Origin of the sequence: Methylobacterium isbiliense, from assembly GCF_022179325.1 — a bacterium.
Classification (GTDB): Bacteria; Pseudomonadota; Alphaproteobacteria; order Rhizobiales; family Beijerinckiaceae; genus Methylobacterium; species Methylobacterium isbiliense.
This window is the reverse complement of record NZ_BPQQ01000040.1, coordinates 97,062-111,024: the sequence shown is the minus strand read 5'-3', so window position 1 is coordinate 111,024 and position 13,963 is coordinate 97,062. Positions and strand designations below refer to the sequence as shown.

The window sequence follows — 13,963 nt, the reverse complement described above, 5'->3', positions numbered from 1 at the left end:
CGGCCCCGTCACCCTGCGGCCGGCGCGTAGGCGGCCGGATCGACCCGGCCCGGCCGCCCTTCCAGGCTCAAGGCCGCGACCCGGGCCGGGGTGCGGGCGACGACCCGGCCGCGGCGCACCACCGCGAGCCGCGGCGGGCGCAGGCGGATCGCCTCGATCGGGTCGCGGGCCTGGAGCAGCACGAGGTCGCCGTGGGCACCGACATGGAGCCCGTAATCCGCCAGCCCCATCACGGCGGCGGCGCGGGTCGTCACCGCCTCGAACGCTTCGCGCATCGCCTCGCGGCTCGTCGTCTGGGCGACGTGCAGGCCCATATGGGCGACGTCGAGCATCTCGGCGGAGCCGAGGCTGTACCACGGGTCCATGCAGCAATCCTGCCCGAAGGCGACCTGAAGCCCGGCCGCCCGCAGCTCCGGCACCCGGGTCAGGCCGCGGCGCTTCGGGTAGGTGTCGTGCCGCCCCTGGAGCACGATGTTGATCAGGGGATTGGCCACCACCTGCAGGCGCGCCTCCGCCATCAGGGCGAGGAGCTTCGAGACGTAGTAGTTGTCCATGGAGTGCATGGAGGTGAGGTGCGAGCCCGCCACCCGCCCCTGGAGCCCGAGCCGCACCGTCTCGGCGGCGAGCGTCTCGACGTGGCGCGAGAGCGGGTCGTCGGTCTCGTCGCAATGCATGTCCACCCGCAGGCCCCGCGCGGCGGCGATCTCGCACAGGCGGCGCACCGATTCGGCGCCCTCCGGCATGGTGCGCTCGAAATGCGGGATGCCGCCCACCACCTCCACGCCACGGTCGAGGGCGCGCTCCAGGTTCGCCGCGGCCGTGGGCGAACGCAGGTAGCCGTCCTGCGGGAAGGCGACGAGCTGGAGGTCGAGATAGGGGGCGACCTGCCGCTTCACGTCGAGGAGCGCGTCCACGGCGAGCAGCCGGTCGTCGCAGACGTCGACGTGGCTGCGCACCGCGAGCAGGCCCTGCGCCACCGCGAGGTCGCAGTAGGCGAGCGCCCGCTCGATCACCGCCTCGGCCGTCAGGAGCGGCTTCAGCTCGCCCCAGAGCGCGATGCCCTCCAGGAGCGTGCCGGATTCGTTGAGCCGCGGGCGCCCGAGGGAGAGCGTCGCGTCCATGTGGAAGTGGCAGTCGACGAAGGGCGGCGCGACGAGGTTGCCGCCCGCGTCGATCTCCTCGCGCGCGGTCGCCGGGATGCGGGGTTCGAGCCCGACGATGCGCCCGCCCGCCACCGCGATGTCCTGGCCGCTGCGCCCGTCCGGCAGGGTGGCGTTGCGGACGATGAGATCGATGTCCATGGCAGCGCCCTCGTGATCGCCGCGCCTCAGCGCTCGCCGCGGATATAGGGGGTCATCAGGGCCTTCGGCGCCCGGGCGTTGCGGGCGCCCACCAGCAGGGCCGCGATCGACAGGAGGTAGGGCAGCATCAGGAAGACCTGCCCCGGCACCGCGCCGCCCGCGACCTGCTGCAGCCGGACCTGGAACGCGTCGAACGCGCCGAACAGCACCGCCCCCAGGAGCGCCTTGGCCGGCCGCCAGCCGGCGAAGACGGTGAGCGCGATGCAGATCCAGCCGCGCCCGGCGACCATCTCGAAGAAGAAGGCGTTGAAGGCCGAGAGGGTCAGGAAGGCGCCGCCCACCGCCATCAGGGCGGAGCCGGCCACCACCGCGCCGATCCGCAGGCGGTGCACGTCGATCCCCTGCGCCTCCACGGCGGCCGGGTTCTCGCCCACCGCCCGCACGGCGAGGCCGAGCGGCGTGCGGGCGAGGAACCACGCGAGGAGCGCGATCACGCCGAGCGCCAGCAGGGTGAGCGCGGTCTGGCGGAACAGCACGGGGCCGAGCACCGGCAGGTCCGACAGGACCGGCAGGTCGAGGGGCGCGAAGGGCACGATCCGCGGCGGGTCCGCGGCGGCCGGGAGCGCGAGGCGGTAGCCGAAATAGGACGCGCTGGTGGCGAGCAGCGTGACGGCGAGCCCGCTCACGTGCTGCGACAGGCCGAGCGACACGGTGAGCCCGGCGACGAGCAGGCCGAGCAGCGCCCCCGTCAGGGCCGCGACCAGCACCCCGCCCCACAGGCCGGCCCCGAGATGCACCACGAGCCAGCCCGTCATGGCGCCGGCCGTCATGATGCCCTCGATGCCGAGGTTGAGCACGCCCGCGCGCTCGCACAGCACCGCGCCGGCCACCCCGAAGATCAGCGGCGTGGCGATGCGCAGGGCCGCGGCCCAGAACGAGACGGTGAGCAGGATGTCGAGGGCCGTCTGCATGGTCAGGCGCTCCCGGCCCGGGCGAGGCGGACCCGGTAGCGGGTGAGGATCCCCGCCACCAGCACGGCGATCAGCGCCATCGCGACGATCAGGTTGGCGATGTAGCTCGACACCGTGACGGCCCGGCTCATCGAATCCGCGCCCACGAACACCGCCGCGACGAAGAACGCCGCCGCCACGGTGCCCAGCGGCGAGAGCCCCGCCAGCATCGCCACCACGATGCCCGCATAGCCGTAGCCGGGGGAGAGGTCGGCGGCGAGGAAGCCCTTCACGCCCGCGACCTCGCCCGCCCCCGCGAGCCCGGCGAGGGCGCCCGAGAGCGCGCCCACGCCCACGAGCGTGCCGGCGACCGGCAGCCCCGCGAAGCGCGCCGCCGCGGGGGCCGCCCCGACCGCCCGGATGGCGTAGCCGGCCACCGTGCGCGACAGGAGGACGTGCACGGCCAGGGCGCAGGCGAGCGCGCCGAGGAGGCCGGCATGGAGCCGCGTGCGCTCGATCAGCTTGGGCAATTGGGCGGCGTCGATCAGCGGCTCGGATTGCGGCCAGCCGAGGCTCATCGGGTCCTTCATCGGCCCCTCGATCATCATCTGCACGAGGAGGAGCACGACGAAGTTGAGGAGAAGGGTGGTGACGACCTCGTCCGCCCCGAGGAGGACCCGCGCCAGAGCCGGCCCGAGCATCAGGGCGGCCCCCGCGAGCGCCCCCGCGGCGAGGACCAGCGGGGTCACCAGGGCGGGCGGGCCGTCGACCGCGCCCGCCCCCACGGCCACCGCCGCCAGGGCGCCCAGGTAGAGCTGCCCCTCCGCCCCGATGTTGTAGAGGCGCGCCCGGAACGCCACGGCGGCGGCCAGCCCCGTGAAGATGAGCGGGGTGGCGCGGGTCAGCACCTCGGCCAGCGCGAAGCGGGAGCCGAACGCCCCCTCCAGCATGGTGGCGTAGGCCCGCCCGATCGGCGCGCCCGCGAGCGCGAGCGGGATCGCCGCCAGCGCCAGCGCCGCGAGCGCCGCCGCCACCGGCACCGCGAGGGCGAGAAGGCGCGGCGTCTCGCTGCGCGGCTGCAGGCGGATCACGATGCGCTCACTCCCGGCGGTTCAGGTCGCCGCAAGCATAGCCGCGCCGCGCGGGATGTCAGGCCTCCGGCGAAGGATCTGCCGCAGATGCGCCGGTCGGGTCTCGCCGCGGTCGGACGTTGCGGGCCGATCGCGACCCGGACCCGGTGGTTCGGCGGGGATCCCGGCCGGTCGCCAGGATCGCTCCGGTGCGCACCGTCGGCGGCGTCCGAGGGGAAGCCGCGCCACGGGGGCCTGCGCATCGGCCGATCGGGATGGAGCGCAGCACGGATCGTGGAGCACGGGACTCTACCGCCCTCCTCATCGGCCGACGACGCGCGCACAGGTCAGCAGAGAGGCAGAACGGCCGGCGTCGGCACCATGCCCGGGAAATGCGCTACTCTCGCATTCGCGCATACTATTTTTGGTTGCATTGATAATGCACTTCTGGCACGGTCCCATCAACGTCGTCGCAAGATGCACATGCGGGGAGCGGGTGCGATGAGCTCACCGGTCGGAGCGATCTTCGGCGCGCTGGTCGCCGTGATCCTGCTGATGCTGTTCACCTCGTCGACCTTCTACATGGTGAGTGAGGTCACGCGCTTCTGCGCGGCTGCCAATCCCTGCGTGCCGCCGAAGGATCCACTGATCGGCGAAGGGTTCGTCTACGTCGTCACGACCGTCGGCGGCCTCGTGTCCGCGCTGGTGATCGCGCAGCTGAGCGTCACGGAACCCGGCAAGGCGCCCACGGTGGCCGCGTTCACGCCGGCATCGCGGCTGGGCGGCTACGCGGTGACGGGCGTCGCGGTGCTGTACCTGCTCGCCTGGATCGCCACGGGCTTGGCGGCCCTCGTCGTCGGCCTGATGATCTACCCGAAGATCAACCAGACCCTGTCCGACATCGGAACGACGTGGCTCGGCCTCGCCGTCTCCGCCGCCTACGCGTATTTCGGGATCAATCCGGGCACCAACCCGGCGTTCGGCGGCAAGGGCAGCGAGAGCGGCGCGGCGCGCGCCGGCGCGCGCCGCGACGACGAGGCCCCCCAGACCTTCGCGCTCGACTCCGCATTGAGGCCCGGCCAGAAGGTTCCCGACACGTCCGAGGCCGAGGCTTCGGGGCGGATCAGGAAAAGGATCCGGCGCGGCGACCCCGAGTTCGCGCTCCTCGTCTCCAACACCAACCCGGACATCGTGTTCAAGGACGAGGAAGGCACCGGCGCCGACAGGATGATGTCGCCCAAGCTTCAGGCATGCCTGGACACGCTGGCCGACCGCGTCGCGCAGGAATGGAGCGGGGTGAAGCTGCGCGTCACGGAAGCCTGGGACGAGAACGACGAGCATTCCCCCCAGGCGCTCCACTACGAGGGCCGGGCGGCCGACATCACCACGTTCCCGGTCGACGGCGCGAAACTGGGCCGGCTCGCGAGGCTGGCTGTCGAGTCGCGCTTCGATTGGGTCCTCTACGAGGATACGCGGCACGTCCACGTCTCGGTGAAGGCCTGAACCGGACGCCCCAGGATGACGCACGGGTCCGCCACTCACGGTTGACCAATCGTTTACGGCATCGCGCGCATTGTCGGCGCCATGCGTCGTGGCATCGTTGCGTTCTCAGCCTTCACGCTCTTCGGCCTGGGGCTTACCGGATGCGCGCTCAAGACTTTTGAGCAGCGCGAACCCTGGCGCACGCAGGCGGAACAGACCTGCCTCGCCCGCGGCCTCGTCAAGGCCGGCGAGGACATGGTGCCGATGAAGGAGATCGACGGCCCGGGCGTGTGCGGGATGGTGCAGCCCTTCCGGGTCACGCGGCTCGCGGGCGGCACCGTGGCCCTCAAGCAGCGCATGACGCTCGCCTGCCCGATCATCCCGGAGGTGGAGGCGTGGTTGCACGGCACGGTGCAGCCGGCGGCGACGCTCTACTTCGGGCAGCCCGTGGTCGAGATCAATTCCGGCTCCTACGCCTGCCGCGGCCGCAACAACCAGGTCGGGGCCAAGCTCTCGGAGCATGCCTTCGGCAACGCGGTCGACGTGATGTCCTTCCGCTTCGCGGACGGCTACGTGGTGACGGTGAAGGGCGGCTGGCGCGGCACCGAGGCCGAGCAGGCCTTCCTGCGCGAGGTCTTCCTCGGGGCCTGCAACCACTTCACCACCGTGCTGGCGCCAGGCTCGGACGCCTTCCACTACGACCACCTGCATCTCGATCTGGCGCGCCACGACCCGCGCGGCCTGCGCCGGATCTGCAAGCCGCTGATCAAGTTCCAGCCGCAGCTGCCGCCCCCCGGCACGCCCGCCTCGCCGATCCGCAGGAAGCCTCCGGCGTGGCAGCCCGCGCCCGAGCCGGCGCCGATCGACGTGGAGGAGGACGATCCCTATGGCGTGACGCCGATGAGTTCGCGCCATGCGCCGGGCCCGAGCCGCGTCGCCCGCACGCCGGCTCCCGCCCCGCCGCCCGCGGTGGCGGCACCCCGCCCCGCGCCGCCGCGCTACGCGACGGCCCCGGACGAGTTGCCGGAGGCCGCGCCGCTGCCCCTCACCAGTCCCGCATGGTCGTCCGGACCGATCTACTGACCGCCGTGCCGCCGAGATCCGCCACCACGGCCTTGCGCTCGGCCTCGCCCTCGGCGAGGCGGTGGACGTGCATCTCGGTGGCGCCCCGGGCGCGGGCGCGGCGCAGCCAGCCGCCGAGCCGCTCCCGCGGGCTGTCGCCCACCGCCGCCACATCGAGCAGTTCCGCCGTGCCACCGCCGTCCCGGCGCACCGCGATCACCACCGCGGCGCCGATCTCGGCCGCATCCGCGTCGAGACCGTGGATGCCCACCACGTAGCGCCGGCCCGACTGCCCGCGCCACGCGCTCAGCGGCAGGGCCGGCGTGCCGCGGAGGTTCATCGTCGCCCTGAGCCGTTCCTCGCGCACGCCCGACCTCCTCGACCGATCGTTCTCGATGTCCCGCATCGCCGCCGACCAGGACAATGCCCGTCTGTTCGCCATATGTTCTTTCTAGCTGAGCCGGACGGAACCCGCAAGGGCGGAGTTGCGGCCCGGGCGGTCGCGCCGCGCGCAGCCCCTCAGCGCCAGCCGGCCCGGACCGCCTCGTCGATGACCGCCAGGGTCTCGGCGAGGGGATCGTGGCGTGCGAAGTCGGCCGCGAGGGCCCGGGCGCGGAGGCGGAAGGACGGATCGTCGAGGAGCGCATCGACGCTGCGGCGGATCTCGCCGGGTGAGGGCGTGTTCGTGGCGAGGTTGAGCCCCGCCCCCGACCACCCAACCCGGGCGCCGATCTCGGCCTTGTCCTCGGTGAGCCCAGCCGAGAGGATCGGTACGCCCGCCTGCAGCGCCGCCTGCACGGTGCCGTAGCCGCCGTTGGTGACGAGGGCCGAGAGCCGGGGCATCAGGTCGGCGAAGGGCAGGAAGGTGGCGAGGCGGGCATTCGCCGGGATCGGCCCGCGCACCGCGTCGAGGGGGCGCCCGCCCGTCGTGCCGAGGACGAGCACGTCCTCGCGCCCGGCGAGCGCCGCCAGGGTCGGGGCGACGAGTTCGTCGAAATCCGCGTTGGCGAGGGTGCCCTGCGTGACGAGAACGATCCGGCGCCCGCCCGCGAGGTCGCCCCACCAGTCGGGGCGCGGAGCCGCCTGCGCGGGCGGGGGCAGCGCGCCGACGAACCGGATCGACGGCGGCAGGGGCGAGAAGTCGTACTCGAAGGCCGGGGTGGTGAACTGCACCAGGGCGTCCGGCAGGGTGAGGATGGCGTGCGTCAGCGAGGCCGGCAGCCCGGGCGCGCCGGCGCGCGCGAGCGCCGCATCCGTATAGGCGCGCACCGGCTGGGTGAAGGCGGCCTCGACCTGGGCGCGGATCGCCGCGTAGCGGGCCCGCTCCGCGGCGTCGCGGGCCGGCGGCAGGCCCGGCCCGACCGGCGCGCCGTCCGGCCGGTCGAGGAACAGGAAGCTCACGTTGCAGGTGACGACCGGAGGCCGCGGACCGGCGCCGAGCAGCAGCGGCAGGACGCCGAGAACGAGGCTGCCCGCCACGAGCGCGTCCGGGCGCTCGCGCGCGATCAGGCCGCGCAGCCACTCCGCCTGGCTCGGAATGCCGTCGATGAAGCGTCGCTCGAACTCGCGCCGGTAGCGCTCGGGCCCGGCCGGCAGCTCCGTCGCGCGGTATTCGGCGGCGTGGTCGTCCTCGTAGGGCAGGCAGCGCAGCCCCTCGGCCTCGACCCGGTCCCGGAACGCCGACGCGGTGGTGACCGCTACCTGGTCCCCCCGCGCGAGCGCCGCCCGCGCGATCGCGAGGAGCGGGTTGAGGTGGCCGGTGAGCGGCGTCGCCGCGATGAGCAGTTTCATCACCGTCTCCCGCAAGGCTCTGGTGGGAACGGGCGTCCCATGCCACGGCTCTTCGCAGGTGCAACAGCGGCGGTTACCTCATGGCCGCTACCCTCATGGCCGCTCGCGGTCGAGCAGGCGCCCGCCCGCCAGCGCGTTGAGGGCGATGACCGCCGCGACCACTACCGCGTGGATCGCGAGATCGGTGACGGTGGCGTCGTGCGGGTGGACCGGCACCAGCAGCGTCGCCGCCGCTGCCGCGACCGCGAGCCCGCCGAGCGCCGCCGTGAGCGTCGGGCGCAAGGGGCAGGCCCGGCGCAGCATCGCGACGAGCGCCACCGAGAGCGGCAGCGAGAAGCCGATCAGGATGGCGGCGCAGCCGCGCATGTCGGCCCCGTCCGCCAGCGTGGTGCCGGGCACGAGCCACGTGCGCAGGCAGCCGAGGCCGCTCGCGCCGACCCAGAGGGCGGCGGGCGCGAGCGGCAGCAGCGCCCAGCGGGCGGAGCGCCCCGGCACGCTGGTCACGAAGGCCGCGACCGCCGCGGTCCAGGCGGTCAGCGCCGAGCCGATGGCGGCGAGCCGCAGGTCGGTCACCGCCATCCGGGCGCGCAGGCCGGCGAGGTCGGCGAAGGGCAGGGCGAGGAGCCCGATGCCGATCACGGCGGGGCACCAGACGAGGCCGCGCAGGGCGGGCGGGGGCAGCGGGCGCACGGGCGTGAGGCGCGCGACGAGCCCCTCGACCAGGGCGTCGTGGGGTGCGGCGTCAGACATGGCCCTCTTCCCTATCGCCCCGCAGGGCGGCGCGCAGCGCCTTGAGCGCCCGATGCAGGTTGACCTTGAGCGCGCCCTTGCTGCGGCCGGTCGCGGCCGCGGCCTCCTCCAGGGACTGCTCGCGCAGCGAGAGCAGCTCCACCGCCTGCCGCTGGCCCTCCGGCAGGGCCGCCACCGCCCGGGCGAGGCGCGCCTCGCGCTGCCGCCGCTCCATGCCCTCTCCCGGACCGGGACCGGTATCGATCTCGGCCTCGTAGGCGAGCGGGTCGTGGACCTCCTGGGGCCGGCGCCCGGCCCGGCGCATCAGGTCGACGGCGCGGCGCTGCGCGATGGCGCGCAGCCAGGGCAGGAACGGGCGGTCCGGGTCGTAGCTGGCACGCGCCCGGTGCAGGGTGAGCAGGGTCTCCTGCACCACGTCGTCCACGGCATCGCCCCGCACGCCCTGCGCGCGGGCGGCGGCGGCGATGACCGGCACGCAGGCGCCGAGCAGCGCCCGATAGGCGGTGGCATCGCCGCCCTGCGCCGCCGTCATCGCGGAGGAGAGTCTCGCTTCGAGGTCCATGGGCGTCCCGCCGGCCCTGACCTCAGGATAGCCCGTCGCGGCCCGGCGCGGGAGCCGGGCCGCCTGGCCCGCCCGCGCGCTCGCCGCCACTAAGTTCGCGGTCAGCACGCGACGGGAGCATCGTCCGACGGACAGGTTCCCGGTTCGTCGCAGACAAGGCGGCACCATCAGAACGTTCGCGCAGGATCCGATGGTTCCGCGCTCGGCTCCTGCTCCGGTGCCCGAACGGGCCGGGACGGTGAGACCGGGTCGTCGCATCGGCTCCCTCCCGCCTGGACGGATTCGTCAGCTCCTTCGTGCCGGGCGGGCAGGTGGTTACGTCCCCCCTTCATCCGGGAGGCACGCCGCGGATCCTCACGCGCCCCGGAAGGCCGCCGGGCGCTTGGCCAGGAAGGCTGCGACGCCCTCGCGGAAATCGGCCGTGCGGGTGGAGGCGAGGAAGGCCGCGCGCTCGGCCTCCAGCTGGCCGGCGAGGGAGGGGCCCGAGCCCTCGTCGATCAGGCGCTTGTAGCGGCCATAGGCCAGGGTCGGGCCGGCGGCGATGCGGCGGATGACGGCGTCGCTGCGCGCTTCGAGCTCGTCCGCCGGGACGACCTCGGTCACGAGGCCGGCCTCGCGGGCCGCCGCGGCGTCGAGGTCGCGGCCGAGCAGCATCAGCGCGAAGGCGCGCTCGCGCCCGACCCGGCGGGGGAGGAACCACGTCGCCCCGCAATCCGGCGTGGTGCCGAGGCGGTCGTAGGCCAGGAGGAAGCGGGCGCGGTCGCTCGCGAGCACGAGGTCGGCGCCGAGGACGAGGCTCAGGCCCGCTCCGGCCGCCGCCCCCTGCACCACCGCGACCACCGGCGCCGGGCAGGCGCGCAGCGCCAGGATCGCCGGGTGGAGCGCGTCGAGGAGCGCGTTCACGACCCGCTCCGGGTCGGGGCCGAAGCTCGCGACATCCCCGCCCGCCACGAAGGCGCGCCCCGCACCCTTCAGCACGAGGCAGCGCACGCCCTCCCGTGCCACGCAGCGCTCCACCGCCGCCCGGAAGGCCACGGCGGTCGGCACGTCGAGGGCGTTCAGCACCTCCGGCCGGTTGAAGGTGAGGACCGCGATGCCGGTCTCCTCGTCGAAGCTGTCGATCACGGGCTGCATGCCGGCTCCTTCGTCGCTCACGCCGCGTAGAGGCCGCGGATCTCCTCGGCGTACTTGGTCTGGATGGAGGCGCGGCGCACCTTCATGGTCGCCGTCACCTCGTCGTCGTCGTGGTCGAGTTCCTTGGCGAGCAGGTGGAAGCGCCGCACCTGGGACACCGGGGCGAGCTGGCCGTTGGCCGCCGCCACCTCGCGGTCGATCAGCTCGCGCACCCGGGGGTGCTCGGCGAGGCTGCGGAAATGCGTGAAGGTGATGCCCTGCGCCTCCGCCCATTGCCCCACCGTCTCGGCGTCGATCTGGATCAGAGCCGAGACAAACTTGCGGCCCTCGCCGATGACGATGCATTCCTTGACGTAGGGGCTCGCCTTCACGGTGTTCTCGATCTCGGAGGGGCTGAGGTTCTTGCCGCCGGCCGTGATCATGATGTCCTTGAGCCGGTCGACGATGCGCCACTGGCCCTGGACCGTCTCGGCCACGTCGCCGGTGCGCAGGAAGCCCTCCGGCGTGAAGGCGGCCTGCGTCGCCTCCGCGTTGCGGTAGTAGCCGACGAAGACAGTGTCGCCGCGGGCGAGCAGTTCGCCGTCCGGGCCGCGCGCCAGCTCCACCCCGTGGGCCGCAGGGCCGACGCAGAGCGGCACCACCTCCCCGACCCGCTGGCAGGCGGCGATGCCGGAGGTCTCGGTCGCCCCGTAGGCCTCCACGAGGGGCACCCCGAGGGTGCGGAAGAAGCGCACGATCCGGGCCGGGATCGGGGCCGCCCCGGTCATCGCGACCCGCGCGCGGCGCAGGCCGATGAAGTTCTGCAGCGCCCGGAACACCAGCGCGTACCAGAACCCGAAGGTGAGGCGCTGGAGGAGCGTGCGGCGCTCCCGCGGCACCTCCGCGAAGGGCTCGCAGGCGCGCAGGGCCCGCTCGAACAGGGAGAGCCGCCAGCCGCCCGCCTCGGCGAGCTTCATGGTGATGGCCGCGTGCAGCTTCTCCCAGATCCGCGGCACGCCGAGAAACAGGGTGGGGGCGACCTCGCGCAGGTCGTCCTGCACGGTGCGCAGCGACTCGCCGAAATTCACCTGCGAGCCGCGGTAGATCGGTCCCATCGTGGTCAGCATCTGCTCGGCCACGTGGCAGAGCGGCAGGTAGGAGAGGTGGACGCCGTCGCGGTCGAGCCCGATGCGCTCCGCGATCACGAGCGCCTGCGCCCGGATGTTGCGGTAGCTCAGCATCGCGCCCTTCGGCTTGCCCGTCGAGCCCGAGGTGTAGATCATCAGCCCGATGTCGGAGAGGCTCTGGCGGGCCAGGACCTCGTCCACGAGCCCCGGATGCGCCTCGCCGTAGGCGCGCCCCGCCGCCTCCAGGGCCGCGAAGGTGAGGACGAGATCGGGCGGATAGGCGCGCGCGCCCTTGGTCTCCATCACCACGACGCGGCGCAGGCGCGGCAGCTCGTGGCGGCGCTCCAGCACCTTGTCGACCTGCTCCTGGTCCTCGCAGACCACGATCTCGGCCTCGGCATGGCCGAGCACGTAGGCGACCTCGCCCGCCGGGCTCGTCGGGTAGACGCCCACCGTCACGGCGCCGACGAGGCCGGCCCCGAGCTGGGCCAGCACCCATTCGACCCGGTTCTCGGACAGCACCGCCACGTGGCCGCCGGCCGGAAGGCCGAGCGCCCGCAAGCCGAGGCCGGCGGCCTCCGCCCGCGCCGCGTAGGCCGCCCAGGTGACCGGGTGCCAGATGCCGAAATCCTTCTGGCGGATCGCCACGCGGTCGGGCTGGACGCGCGCCTGCTCGCGCAGCATCTGCGGCAGGGTGAGATCGGGCAGGGTGAGGTCGGAGGCTGCGGTCACGAGAGCCACCGCTTGCGCCGCTTGTAGTGCTTCACGTCGCGAAAACTCCTGCCCTGGCCGGCGGCGCCGAGCCCGAGGTAGAATTCGCGCACGTCGGCATCGTGCATCAGCCGCTCCACCGGGCCGTCGATGACGATCTTGCCGGTCTCCATGATGTAGGCGTAGTGCGAGACCGCGAAGGCGACGGCCGCGTTCTGCTCCACGAGCAGCATGGCGGTGCCCTGCTCGCGGTTGATGCGGGCGATGATGGAGAAGATCTCCTCGACCAGGATCGGCGAGAGGCCGAGCGAGGGCTCGTCGAGGAGGATCAGCTGCGGCTCGGCGATCAGCGCGCGGCCGATCGCCAGCATCTGCTGCTCGCCCCCCGAGAGGTAGCCGGCGAGGCCGGAGCGGCGCTCGAACAGGCGCGGGAAATACTCGTAGACGAGGGCAAAACCCCGGGACGGCCGCCCTCCCGGCCGCGCGAAGGTGGCGGCGGTGAGGTTCTCCTCGACGCTAAGATCCTCGAAGATCCGGCGCCCCTCCATGACGTGGAAGAGGCCGCGCCGCACCAGCGCGTGGGGCGCGAACGCCGCCACGTCCTGCCCGTCGAAGCGGATCGCGCCCCCCGTCAGCGCACCGTCCTCGATCTCGAGCAGGCGCGAGACCGCCTTGAGGGTGGTGGACTTGCCCGCGCCGTTGGAGCCGAGCAGCGCCACCACCTGGCCGCGCGGCACCGCGAGCGACAGGCCGCGCAGCACCTGCACCGTCCTGTTGTAGATGACCTCGATGTTGGCGACGTCGAGGATCGGGCCGGGCGCGCTCATCCGGCGTCCTTGCCGAGGCGGATCCAGTCGCCCTCGCCGATCATGCGCTTGGCCGCCGCATCGTAGCGGTAGACCCGCCCGACCGGGATGGTGTTGCCCGACAGGGTGATGGGCACCCCGATGATCCCGCCGGTGTCGAAGTCCTTGAGGGTGTTGAGCGCCGCCTTCAGGTTGGGGGCGGTCAGCTCCTGGCCCGCCGCCAGCGCGCGCTTGGCGGATTCGCAGAACAGCATCGCCGTGAGGAAGCCCTGCATGTAGGCGGTGGACTGGTATTCCGGCCGCATCGCCCGGATCTTCTGCAGCATCGGCGCATCGGGCGCCTCGTCGTAGTAGTAGCGGTAGGGCATCACGCCCATGAACCCGTCCGCGGGCTCGCCGACCCGCGCCCAGATCGAGTTGTCCATCGACCAGAAGGTGCCCATGAACTTGGTCTTGAGGCCGAGCTGCTTGGCTTGGCTCATGAACTCGGGCAGGGGCGCGAGGATGTAGCCGTGGAAGAGGGTGAAGTCCGGGTTGGCGCGGCGCAGCTTCAGCACCTCGGTGGACACGTCGACGGAGGTCGGCGGGGTGACGATCTTCACGGCGATCGGCAACTTGAGCTTGGCCGCCATCGCCTCCGTGGCGGCGACCGGGTCGCGGCCGAATTCGGTGTCGGAGTTGACCAGCGCGAGGCGGGCGCCCGGCTGCGTCTTGGCGATGTATTCGAGCAGGACGCCGATCATCTCGGAATAATCGGGACCGGCGACGAACTGGTTCGGATAGGCCTTCGGGTTGTTCAGCTCGGACGCGAACGAGGCGCCCGCCATGATCATCGAGTTCTTGCGGTTCAATTCCGGATTGATGGTCTTGGCGAAGCCGGTCGAGTCGCTGTAGTAGAAGCTGACCGGATTGGAACCGGTGATCTTGTTGAAGACCGCGACCGACTGGTCAACCTTGTAGCCCGTATCCTCCGGGATGTAGCGCACCTTGCGGCCCTGGATGCCGCCGGCCTCGTTGACGATCTTCACGTAGTCGGCGATGCCGTCGTTGATGCCCACACCGGCGAAGGCGAAGACGCCGGTGAGCGGGATCGAGCCGCCGATGACGATCTCGTTGGCCTGGGCGCGGACGGGCGAGAGGCCGGCGAGCAGGCCCGCCCCGGCGATGCCCGCCGCGAGCGTTTGGCGACGGGTGAGGGCCTGGCCTCGCGTGGTCGTCGGGGTCATCGTCATGGCGTT

General features: G+C 73.0%; 13 protein-coding genes. 2 read left to right on the top strand and 11 right to left on the bottom strand.

Annotated elements, in window-relative coordinates:
• Positions 1 to 8: 8 nt before the first annotated feature.
• The 3 genes from MFF61_RS17715 to MFF61_RS17705 are packed head-to-tail and all read right to left on the bottom strand — an operon-like array spanning position 9 to position 3,342.
• Positions 9 to 1,301 (bottom strand): amidohydrolase family protein, encoded by a 1,293-nt coding sequence (locus MFF61_RS17715; protein ID WP_238236604.1) that lies wholly within the window; start codon positions 1,299 to 1,301, stop codon positions 9 to 11.
• A 26-nt stretch (positions 1,302 to 1,327) separates the two neighbouring features.
• Positions 1,328 to 2,272 (bottom strand): ABC transporter permease, encoded by a 945-nt coding sequence (locus MFF61_RS17710; protein WP_238236602.1) that lies wholly within the window; start codon positions 2,270 to 2,272, stop codon positions 1,328 to 1,330.
• Between the two features lie 2 nt (positions 2,273 to 2,274).
• Positions 2,275 to 3,342, bottom strand: a complete 1,068-nt coding sequence (locus tag MFF61_RS17705) for an ABC transporter permease (protein WP_238236601.1) — start codon at positions 3,340 to 3,342, stop codon at positions 2,275 to 2,277.
• 480 nt (positions 3,343 to 3,822) lie between these two features.
• On the opposite strand from MFF61_RS17705, the gene MFF61_RS17700 reads away from it, so the two are divergent.
• A complete protein-coding gene (locus tag MFF61_RS17700; RefSeq protein ID WP_238236600.1) occupies positions 3,823 to 4,824 on the top strand; it encodes a hypothetical protein in 1,002 nt (333 codons plus the stop codon).
• An 81-nt stretch (positions 4,825 to 4,905) separates the two neighbouring features.
• Positions 4,906 to 5,886 (top strand): extensin-like domain-containing protein, encoded by a 981-nt coding sequence (locus tag MFF61_RS17695; RefSeq protein ID WP_238236599.1) that lies wholly within the window; start codon positions 4,906 to 4,908, stop codon positions 5,884 to 5,886.
• Here the strand turns inward: MFF61_RS17695 and MFF61_RS17690 are convergent.
• From MFF61_RS17690 to MFF61_RS17655, 8 genes are all read right to left on the bottom strand, one after another.
• A complete protein-coding gene (locus tag MFF61_RS17690) occupies positions 5,849 to 6,307 on the bottom strand; it encodes a hypothetical protein (protein ID WP_238236592.1) in 459 nt (152 codons plus the stop codon). The two genes, MFF61_RS17695 and MFF61_RS17690, sit on opposite strands and share 38 nt — an antisense overlap.
• A 77-nt stretch (positions 6,308 to 6,384) precedes the next feature.
• Positions 6,385 to 7,656, bottom strand: coding sequence for a glycosyltransferase (locus tag MFF61_RS17685; protein ID WP_238236590.1), 1,272 nt, complete (start codon positions 7,654 to 7,656; stop codon positions 6,385 to 6,387).
• A gap of 93 nt (positions 7,657 to 7,749) precedes the next feature.
• Entirely contained in the window at positions 7,750 to 8,406 is a 657-nt protein-coding gene (locus MFF61_RS17680; RefSeq protein WP_238236588.1) for an NrsF family protein, read from the bottom strand.
• Positions 8,399 to 8,968 (bottom strand): RNA polymerase sigma factor, encoded by a 570-nt coding sequence (locus tag MFF61_RS17675; protein WP_238236674.1) that lies wholly within the window; start codon positions 8,966 to 8,968, stop codon positions 8,399 to 8,401. Before MFF61_RS17675 ends, MFF61_RS17680 begins: the two co-directional genes overlap by 8 nt.
• Before the next feature lie 354 nt (positions 8,969 to 9,322).
• Positions 9,323 to 10,102, bottom strand: coding sequence for an enoyl-CoA hydratase/isomerase family protein (locus MFF61_RS17670; RefSeq protein ID WP_238236587.1), 780 nt, complete (start codon positions 10,100 to 10,102; stop codon positions 9,323 to 9,325).
• Between the two features lie 17 nt (positions 10,103 to 10,119).
• Positions 10,120 to 11,940, bottom strand: a complete 1,821-nt coding sequence (locus MFF61_RS17665) for an AMP-dependent synthetase/ligase (RefSeq protein WP_238236586.1) — start codon at positions 11,938 to 11,940, stop codon at positions 10,120 to 10,122.
• A complete protein-coding gene (locus tag MFF61_RS17660; RefSeq protein ID WP_238236585.1) occupies positions 11,937 to 12,746 on the bottom strand; it encodes an ABC transporter ATP-binding protein in 810 nt (269 codons plus the stop codon). Before MFF61_RS17660 ends, MFF61_RS17665 begins: the two co-directional genes overlap by 4 nt.
• Positions 12,743 to 13,957, bottom strand: a complete 1,215-nt coding sequence (locus tag MFF61_RS17655; protein ID WP_238236584.1) for an ABC transporter substrate-binding protein — start codon at positions 13,955 to 13,957, stop codon at positions 12,743 to 12,745. Before MFF61_RS17655 ends, MFF61_RS17660 begins: the two co-directional genes overlap by 4 nt.
• Positions 13,958 to 13,963 lie beyond the last annotated feature (6 nt).

Excerpts from the sequence above, each read along its gene's own strand:
- MFF61_RS17675 (WP_238236674.1), bottom strand. The coding sequence starts at position 8,968 with ATGGACCTCGAAGCGAGACTCTCCTCCGCGATGACGGCGGCGCAGGGC.
- MFF61_RS17685 (WP_238236590.1), bottom strand. The coding sequence starts at position 7,656 with ATGAAACTGCTCATCGCGGCGACGCCGCTCACCGGCCACCTCAACCCG.
- MFF61_RS17700 (WP_238236600.1), top strand. The coding sequence starts at position 3,823 with ATGAGCTCACCGGTCGGAGCGATCTTCGGCGCGCTGGTCGCCGTGATC.
- MFF61_RS17670 (WP_238236587.1), bottom strand. The coding sequence starts at position 10,102 with ATGCAGCCCGTGATCGACAGCTTCGACGAGGAGACCGGCATCGCGGTC.
- MFF61_RS17680 (WP_238236588.1), bottom strand. The coding sequence starts at position 8,406 with ATGTCTGACGCCGCACCCCACGACGCCCTGGTCGAGGGGCTCGTCGCG.
- MFF61_RS17690 (WP_238236592.1), bottom strand. The coding sequence starts at position 6,307 with ATGGCGAACAGACGGGCATTGTCCTGGTCGGCGGCGATGCGGGACATC.
- MFF61_RS17655 (WP_238236584.1), bottom strand. The coding sequence starts at position 13,957 with ATGACGATGACCCCGACGACCACGCGAGGCCAGGCCCTCACCCGTCGC.
- MFF61_RS17715 (WP_238236604.1), bottom strand. The coding sequence starts at position 1,301 with ATGGACATCGATCTCATCGTCCGCAACGCCACCCTGCCGGACGGGCGC.
- MFF61_RS17660 (WP_238236585.1), bottom strand. The coding sequence starts at position 12,746 with ATGAGCGCGCCCGGCCCGATCCTCGACGTCGCCAACATCGAGGTCATC.
- MFF61_RS17695 (WP_238236599.1), top strand. The coding sequence starts at position 4,906 with ATGCGTCGTGGCATCGTTGCGTTCTCAGCCTTCACGCTCTTCGGCCTG.
- MFF61_RS17710 (WP_238236602.1), bottom strand. The coding sequence starts at position 2,272 with ATGCAGACGGCCCTCGACATCCTGCTCACCGTCTCGTTCTGGGCCGCG.